Origin of the sequence: Caldalkalibacillus thermarum (genome assembly GCF_014644735.1) — a bacterium.
In the GTDB taxonomy this organism is placed as follows: domain Bacteria; phylum Bacillota; class Bacilli; order Caldalkalibacillales; family Caldalkalibacillaceae; genus Caldalkalibacillus; species Caldalkalibacillus thermarum.
Genome location: NZ_BMKZ01000073.1, coordinates 1 through 6,270 on the forward strand (window position 1 = coordinate 1; position 6,270 = coordinate 6,270).

General features: G+C 47.4%; 8 protein-coding genes, 1 pseudogene and 1 riboswitch. Of the genes and pseudogenes, 1 reads left to right on the forward strand and 8 read right to left on the reverse strand.

Annotation, left to right across the window (positions count from 1 at the left end):
* The coding region (locus tag IEW48_RS15945; protein WP_188624622.1) for an RNA-guided endonuclease TnpB family protein at positions 1 to 283 on the forward strand (283 nt) is incomplete at its 5' end.
* Between the two features lie 185 nt (positions 284 to 468).
* Here IEW48_RS15945 and IEW48_RS15950 read toward each other — a convergent pair.
* The 8 genes and pseudogenes from IEW48_RS15950 to IEW48_RS15985 all read right to left on the reverse strand — a co-directional run bounded on the left by IEW48_RS15950 (position 469) and on the right by IEW48_RS15985 (position 5,682).
* A complete protein-coding gene (locus tag IEW48_RS15950) occupies positions 469 to 645 on the reverse strand; it encodes a sigma factor G inhibitor Gin (protein WP_308747496.1) in 177 nt (58 codons plus the stop codon).
* 140 nt (positions 646 to 785) lie between these two features.
* Positions 786 to 1,025: pseudogene (locus IEW48_RS17720) on the reverse strand (DUF2515 family protein); the annotation flags it as partial.
* Positions 1,026 to 1,036: 11 nt separating this feature from the next.
* Positions 1,037 to 1,303, reverse strand: a complete 267-nt coding sequence (locus IEW48_RS15960; RefSeq protein ID WP_188624624.1) for a pro-sigmaK processing inhibitor BofA family protein — start codon at positions 1,301 to 1,303, stop codon at positions 1,037 to 1,039.
* A 104-nt stretch (positions 1,304 to 1,407) separates the two neighbouring features.
* Complete coding sequence (locus tag IEW48_RS15965) at positions 1,408 to 1,629, reverse strand: hypothetical protein (RefSeq protein ID WP_188624625.1); 222 nt, start codon at positions 1,627 to 1,629, stop codon at positions 1,408 to 1,410.
* 110 nt (positions 1,630 to 1,739) lie between these two features.
* A complete protein-coding gene (recR, locus tag IEW48_RS15970; protein WP_188624626.1) occupies positions 1,740 to 2,336 on the reverse strand; it encodes a recombination mediator RecR in 597 nt (198 codons plus the stop codon).
* A 29-nt stretch (positions 2,337 to 2,365) separates the two neighbouring features.
* Positions 2,366 to 2,677 carry a YbaB/EbfC family nucleoid-associated protein gene (locus IEW48_RS15975; protein WP_007506014.1) on the reverse strand — a complete coding sequence of 104 codons (312 nt, stop codon included), beginning with the start codon at positions 2,675 to 2,677 and terminating at the stop codon, positions 2,366 to 2,368.
* 22 nt (positions 2,678 to 2,699) lie between these two features.
* Positions 2,700 to 4,448, reverse strand: coding sequence for a DNA polymerase III subunit gamma/tau (dnaX, locus tag IEW48_RS15980; protein ID WP_188624627.1), 1,749 nt, complete (start codon positions 4,446 to 4,448; stop codon positions 2,700 to 2,702).
* Between the two features lie 154 nt (positions 4,449 to 4,602).
* The gene (locus IEW48_RS15985) at positions 4,603 to 5,682 is read right to left on the reverse strand and encodes an ATP-binding protein (protein ID WP_188624628.1); all 1,080 of its coding nucleotides are present in this window, start codon (positions 5,680 to 5,682) and stop codon (positions 4,603 to 4,605) included.
* 225 nt (positions 5,683 to 5,907) lie between these two features.
* Positions 5,908 to 5,995: riboswitch (cyclic di-GMP riboswitch) on the reverse strand.
* Positions 5,996 to 6,270: the final 275 nt, after the last annotated feature.

Consider the following 6,270-nt stretch of genomic DNA (forward strand, 5'->3'; position numbering starts at 1 on the left):
AAACCGGCATTTGGCCAAAAGTATCGCTGACGCGTCGTGGTCCATGTTTCGCACCATGCTGGAATACAAGGCCAAATGGTACGGACGAACCATTGTGGTGGTGGACAAAACATTCCCTTCCAGCCAGTTGTGTTCCACTCCCGGCTGCGGCTATCGCTATCGGGAAGTTAAAAACCTCGCCTTGAGGGAATGGACATGTCCCTCATGTGGTACACTCCATGACCGGAACATCAATGCCGCAAGGAATATTTTGCAAGAAGGATTGCGATTGTTGGCCGTCTAGCCAACTGAACCGTGGGACACACGGGGATAGCCCGGTCAACTTCCCATCATGAGATGGGATTACCCGAGAAGCCCCCACCTCTAAGCGTTAGCGTAGGTGGTGGGAGTATGTCACTCCCTCTATTATTCAACTATTCAACGCTAAAAAACAGGGACCTGCCTTGTATCCCTGTTTTTTTCATTCAGCTAAGCATGTTCTTTAAACCAAATTTTGCGCAGCTGGTGAATAAAGAACGGATATCTTTCATCCGTCACCTCACAAGCCACAATTTCTTCCTCACACTGACGGCAAATAAAATGATGCCAGATGAAAATCCCTTCTGATTTTGGTTTGGTACAAATGACACATGTGCGTTTAGTCATCATGCTGTTCCCCACTCCCCTCTTATCATACTCTACTCTATGTTATCAGTATGGGAAAAGGGAACAGGGAGTATACCTAATTGAACCAATTATTGAACAATTCCAGTTTATTTAACATCCACACATATTCATCACCCACGTCATATGCAAATGGTCTCCTTCCACCCGGTACTTCCCCTTGCTCCTCTTCTCCTCTCCATCACTATGGCCCTGACAAGGGGTAAACAAATGGGGCCAAGAACCTGGGCCCGGTATTTGTACGATTGGAAAACCTTGTCCCGAAAATAAGGATGGGAGACGATGCGCGACTCAATGTAGTGCTGTTCATTCACAATTAAAGCGTGGGTTAACAGCTGGCTGTCCCCCTTCTCCCAAAACCAGGGCCAAAGGTTTACATGATAAACAGCTGAATCCCAAACAGCGCCAAAACGCCCGGGATGCCCAGCACGGCGGCAATGCCTACAGTGACGAGATTATAAGGAACATACACATCAATATAACTGCCGAACAAATTAAAGACGAACAGCAAAAACAGACCCAATACCAGCTGAACCAGGCCCCGGCCCAGAAAATGCCATACCTTCCCGCGCAAGCGGAACATGATGGACATGACTGCCAGGAAAGCAACCAAGAACAAACTGATGGCGGTGGCCTCCATTGCCCCTTCCCTCCTTTCGGTTGTCTTACCATCATCCTATGCGTCCAAGCCTGTAAGATATAACTTTCCCCACCAGCTTAAACAAAAAGACTGAGAGTGAACCCTCAGTCTAAATACCACATATTGGACCAGCCCTTCTTCCGCGCTTGGTGCAAAAGATAACGATATCTCAATTCAGCCAGCAGAACAGGAATCTGACCCATCGTCCCGTCAGGTCTGGAGACCCGTTGTTTATGCAGATGAAGCATGTTTGCTCTCGCTTTTTCAATCGCCGTCATCAACCGGTATTGCTCATTTGAAAGGACCGGACGCCGGAAGATGTGCATGAAAAATCCCTCCCCTAACAAGCCTATGACGGGGGAGAGTTGTTCAGTACTGATTCTTACTTTATTTTCTTACTTGATTGCCGGTCTTGGCCCGCATGCTATCGTGTTGGCTATAGTTCACGCCGGCCCTCCAAGGCTTTGGACAGGGTGACTTCATCCGCATACTCCAAGTCGCCCCCGACAGGCAAACCATGGGCAATACGCGTGACTCTCAGTCCGCTGGGTTTGACCAAACGGGAAATATACATCGCTGTTGCTTCTCCTTCAATGGTTGGGTTGGTGGCCAGGATCAATTCCTCAATCTGCTCATCTTCAAGCCGCTTAATTAAGTCTGCAATGGTTAAATCTTCCGGCCCCACGCCATCCATGGGAGAAATGGCCCCGTGCAGGACGTGATATAACCCTGCATACTCTTTGGTCCGCTCCATGGCAATCACGTCCTTAGGATCTTGCACCACACAAATGACAGAGCGGTCCCGCCCTTTATCCTGGCAAATCCGGCAGGGATCAATATCCGTAATGTTATGGCAGGCCGAACAATAAGTTAAGCCCCGTTTGGCATTGACCAGCGCCTTGGCTAGATCAAGCACATCATCTTCCTTCATGCTTAACACAAAAAAAGCCAGACGGCTGGCCGTTTTAGGACCGATGCCTGGCAATTTCATAAAACCTTCGATCAATTTGGCGATGGGTTCCGGATAATGCACATACGTTCCCCCTTCACATTAGGCCTGTGTTAGAACAGTCCTGGAATGTTCAGACCGCCTGTCAGCTTGCCCATATCGCTTTGAATTAATTCGTCCGCTTTCTTCATGGCATCATTCATGGCAGCCATGATCAGATCCTCCAGCATCTCCACATCATCCGGATCGACCGCTTCAGGTTTAATGCTCACATTCACCAGTTCCTTGTGACCGTTTAAAGTAATGCTGACCATCCCGCCGCCAGCGGTTCCTTCAACCGTTTTTTCCTTTAACTCTTCCTGTACCTTTTGCATCTGTTTTTGCATTTTTTGCATTTGCTTCATCATGTTGTGCATGTTTCTCATGGGAATGAAACCTCCTTTGTCATCATTCATGGCGATCCTCAACCACTTCAACCAGCTCTTCCCCTACCAGGCGGACCGCTTCACTGTAAAAAGGATCCTGTTTCTCTTTGGCCTGGTCTTCTGCTTGCTTCTCTTTGTTCTCTTTGTGTTCTGCTATATATTGCTGTTTAAGCTCTTCCCATTCATTATACATAATTGTGACCATTTGTGCCTCTGTTTGTAGGTGACGGCAAACCACCTGTTCAATCAGCTGGCGGTGGCTCTCTTTTTCGGTTGTCTCCCGGTGGATCGCACTTTTGAAGGCCAGCAAGAAGAAACTGGGACCGCAGGCTACTGGCTCGCCATCCCGCAGCCAGGCATGGACCGTAATCTGTTTCCGCTTCACTTCTTCCAAAATGGCTGGCCACTTCTCCTGCAAATGTTTTAACATGGACTTGCTGGCTGTTGTTAACCACTTTTTTAATTGGGTGACGGACAAAGACGATGGGGATGCAGGGCGGCGCTTGCCCACAGCTCTGGAGCTCTTCTCCTCTTGTCCTGCTGTAGCGGTGCTGCCCTGTTGGCTCAGCCGTTTGAGCGTTTTTTCTAACATATCAACTTTGGCCTTGAGTTGTTCTACCTCTTCACTCGTCGCCGCTAGCTGGTCAAGATCATGGCGCGCTGCAACCTCTTTGGAAGCCGGCTGGGCCAGTTGATGGGTCAGCTGAATCAAAGCCACTTCCAAAAAAACGCGGGGATGGTGTGTCCATTTCATGTCCTGCTGGGCCCGGCTGAGCCGCTCAATGGCCTGAAACAGATGCTCATCCTGGTAGGTTTCAATTCTTTCCTTCAACTGTTCTGTCAGCTGCAACCGCTGAAATCCCTCAGCTAACCCTGGGGCCTGCCGGTACAGCAACACATCCCGGTAAAAGTAAATTAAGTCTTCCACAATGCGAACCGGTTCCTTCCCCTCTTCAATCAACAGGTTTAAACGCCTGATGGCTTCTTCCGTCTTGTTCCTCAGCAGGCAATCAGCCAGGTCGGTTAATGCTTCCTGGGCCACTGAACCGGTAACGGCCTCCACATCGGCCACCGTCACCTCTCCATCGGCATAGGAGACAACCTGGTCAAGCAAACTGAGGCAATCGCGCATACCGCCTTCTGCCACTTGAGTCAAAAGCTCCAGGGCTTCCTCTTGGACCTGGAAGCCTTCTTCAGCGCATATCAACTTGAGCCGCTTAAGCATCTCTTTTTGGGAAATACGCTTAAAATCAAACCGTTGACAGCGGGACATAATGGTGAGAGGAATCTTATGCGGTTCGGTGGTAGCCAAAATAAACATCACGTGGGAGGGGGGTTCTTCAAGCGTTTTAAGCAAAGCGTTAAACGCCCCTTGGCTTAGCATATGAACCTCATCAATGATGTACACTTTTAAGCGCACTTCAGTGGGGGCATATTTCACTTTATCCCGCAGATCCCGTATTTCATCCACACCATTGTTGGAAGCCGCATCGATTTCAACCACATCAACCACTGTTCCCTGGGTAATCCCGCGGCAAGCAGCACACTGATTGCAAGGTTCAGCCGTCGGAGCCTCCTGACAGTTGACCGCCTTAGCCATGATCTTTGCTGTGCTTGTTTTCCCGGTCCCCCTTGGACCGGTGAACAGGTAAGCATGGGTATACGTTTGATTGACCAAGGCATTCTGCAAAGTTTGCGTAATGTGTTCTTGTCCTATCACATCACGAAAGGTCTGGGGCCGCCAGACACGATATAACGCTTGGTACGTCATGGTCAACCTCTCCGTTTCAAACATGCCGTCTTAATTTCCTTCTGCTTGCTTACACCCGCTTCTCCACATGAGTCTCTCCTCGCAACTTATATTATTATACCGCGGGCAAACACTTAAAAAAAGACTCTCCGCCGCCCAAAGAAAGCTCTTGCGCTTAAGCGTCCAGATAGGGGATACATACGTGAAAGGTGGTGCCATACCCTTTCGAGGAAACCCGTATCTTGCCTCCCATATCATGGATAATCCGTTGGCAGATTGAAAGGCCCAAGCCAGTCCCTTCCTCCTTGGTGGTAAAAAACGGTTCAAAAATTTTATCAATCACATAAGGCGGAATGCCTGGTCCAGTGTCCATAATATCAATGCGGATCATTTGTTCTTCCCGTAAAAGTTGAGAGGACAAGCTGAGCTGCCCTTTGTTGCCCATGGCTTCAATCGCGTTTTTACAAATATTCAGGAACACCTGTTTTAACAGCTCCTTATCTCCCAAAACCGGCGGAAGATTGGAAAAAATTTCCGTTTTGACTTCAATGCCGTATAACAAAGCTTCATTTTCAACAATGGGTAAAAACTGTTTTATCAGCTCATCCAAGTAGATTTTTTCCATACGGGTCTCCCGCGATTTACTAAGCAAGAGGAACTCGCCGACCAATTGATTAATGCGGTCAATCTCATCCAGCATAATATTGGTATACTCCACTTCCCGCGTCATGTTATGCTCCGCTAAAGTTTTATTTAAAATTTGCAAAAAACCTCGAATGCTGGTTAAGGGGTTACGAATTTCATGGGCCGTGCCGGCCGCCATTTGTCCGATCATAGCCAGCCGCTCGCTGCGGTGAATTTGATTTTCCAGAGAGCGGATATTGGTGACGTCTTTAATAAAGATATAGGCGCCTTGTTGCTGGCCTTCCGCATCGATCAGCGGGAAACTGTCAACCAGCAACTCATAGTAACTCTGGCCATTATACCAAATCATGGCCTGATTTTGAACCGTCACACCCTCAAACACACGTTTGGAGATTAATTGGCGGTCTTCAGGAAGATTTTTAAAAAGATGAAAAATATTTTGACCCTCAAAATGTTCAGGTGTGCCTCCCAGTATTTTGGCAGCCGCTGTGGAGATGGAGACGATGCTGGCCTGCTCATCTAGTAAAATTAAGCCAATGTGGGCGTTGGAGAAAATGTGCTGTAAATAAAGCGTGTGCAGAATAGAAGGTGACTCATGTGAGCAAGACATCTTGTGCATCCCTACCTTTATGAAGTACACACCGGTAAACTTTTCAAACTGAACACTGATTCAATTCAATGCCAAAAATCAAGTGAGTTTGTTAATACTTCGTAAATTTATTAATACTTCGTGTTTGGCCAGCCAAATTCCTCCCTCAATTAGGAAATTGCCAACATTATGCCCCCGACAGCCTCTCCCATTAAAAAACATATCCGTATAAGGATATGTTACCTAAACGGCAGCTGGCTGGCATAGTTGTTGAACAACCTTAGCCCCTGTAGCTTTGCGTCACTACGTTTCCGTAGCTTTGCCCTTTCAAACGATCTTGTTATGTACATATGTACGATACACTCTCATACTTCTGATTATACTAAATTAGCAATTAAATAAAAAGACACCCGGCATCATTTTGACCAAACACCTTGTCATGCAATAAAAAAACACCTTTGTTCAAGGTGTTAGTTAGCTATCTCAACTTTCGCACCTTGAAAAACACGAGAATCCCTTGATTTCACTGGGGAATTTGGCCAAAAAACGCGAAAAACACCCAATCCTTTGGTAAAATGAAGTTGCCTAAAACTAACACTTACCAAGGAA

Excerpts from the sequence above, each read along its gene's own strand:
- IEW48_RS15950 (WP_308747496.1), bottom strand. The coding sequence starts at position 645 with ATGACTAAACGCACATGTGTCATTTGTACCAAACCAAAATCAGAAGGG.
- IEW48_RS15960 (WP_188624624.1), bottom strand. The coding sequence starts at position 1,303 with ATGGAGGCCACCGCCATCAGTTTGTTCTTGGTTGCTTTCCTGGCAGTC.
- IEW48_RS15965 (WP_188624625.1), bottom strand. The coding sequence starts at position 1,629 with ATGCACATCTTCCGGCGTCCGGTCCTTTCAAATGAGCAATACCGGTTG.
- IEW48_RS15975 (WP_007506014.1), bottom strand. The coding sequence starts at position 2,677 with ATGAGAAACATGCACAACATGATGAAGCAAATGCAAAAAATGCAAAAA.
- dnaX (WP_188624627.1), bottom strand. The coding sequence starts at position 4,448 with ATGACGTACCAAGCGTTATATCGTGTCTGGCGGCCCCAGACCTTTCGT.
- IEW48_RS15985 (WP_188624628.1), bottom strand. The coding sequence starts at position 5,682 with ATGTCTTGCTCACATGAGTCACCTTCTATTCTGCACACGCTTTATTTA.